We start from the raw sequence: 942 nt of genomic DNA, 5'->3' as shown, positions 1-942 counted from the left end.
CCGTCGTCGTACCGGTGGACCTCGACCGGTGCGCTGGCGAACCCGAAGTCGGGCTGGGCCTCGCTCAAGGACTTCACCAACGTCCCGTACAACGGCAAGCACCTGGTCTACGCCACCACCCACGACAACGGATCATCCTGGGGCTCGATGAACTTCGGCCTCTTCACCAACTGGTCCGACATGGCCTCAGCCAGCCAGAACGGCATGTCACAGGGCACCGTCGCACCCACCCTGTTCTACTTCGCCCCCAAAAACATCTGGGTCCTGGCCTACCAGTGGGGCGGAACCGCCTTCTCCTACAAAACCTCCAGCGACCCCACCAACGCCAACGGCTGGTCCGCGGCACAACCCCTGTTCACCGGCAGCATCTCCGGATCCGGCACCGGACCCATCGACCAGACCCTCATCGGCGACGACCAGAACATGTACCTGTTCTTCGCCGGCGACAACGGCAAGATCTACCGAGCCAGCATGCCCATCGGCAACTTCCCCGGCAACTTCGGCTCCAACTACACCACCATCATGAGCGACACCCAGGCCAACCTCTTCGAAGCCGTCGAAGTCTACAAACTCCAAGGCCAAACCAAATACCTCATGATCGTCGAAGCCATGGGATCCGGCGGACGCTACTTCCGCTCCTTCACCGCCACCAGCCTCAGCGGCACCTGGACCCCCAACGCCACCACCGAGAGCAACCCCTTCGCCGGCAAGGCCAACAGCGGCGCCACCTGGACCAACGACATCAGCCACGGCGACCTCGTCCGCGCCACCGCCGACCAAACCAAAACCGTCGACCCCTGCAACCTCCAACTGCTCTACCAAGGCCGCGCCACCAACTCCGGCGGCGACTACGGCCTCCTGCCCTACCGACCCGGCCTCCTCACCCTCCAGCGATAACCCGACAACCACCACGGCGGGCTCGGCCACAACCGGGCCCGCCGC

The 942-nt window shown here is 64.4% G+C and carries 1 protein-coding gene; it reads left to right on the top strand.

Translation table 11 applies throughout. The annotated features are described in order from the left end of the window. A partial coding sequence (locus ACFOX0_RS34200) for a non-reducing end alpha-L-arabinofuranosidase family hydrolase (protein WP_377553835.1) occupies window positions 1–897 on the top strand: 897 nt, incomplete at its 5' end. Window positions 898–942 lie beyond the last annotated feature (45 nt).

It is taken from the genome of Micromonospora zhanjiangensis (genome assembly GCF_042650605.1).
In the GTDB taxonomy this organism is placed as follows: domain Bacteria; phylum Actinomycetota; class Actinomycetes; order Mycobacteriales; family Micromonosporaceae; genus Micromonospora_J; species Micromonospora_J zhanjiangensis.
Note: the sequence above shows the minus strand (reverse complement) of the source record. Positions and strands in the feature narration are given on the sequence as shown.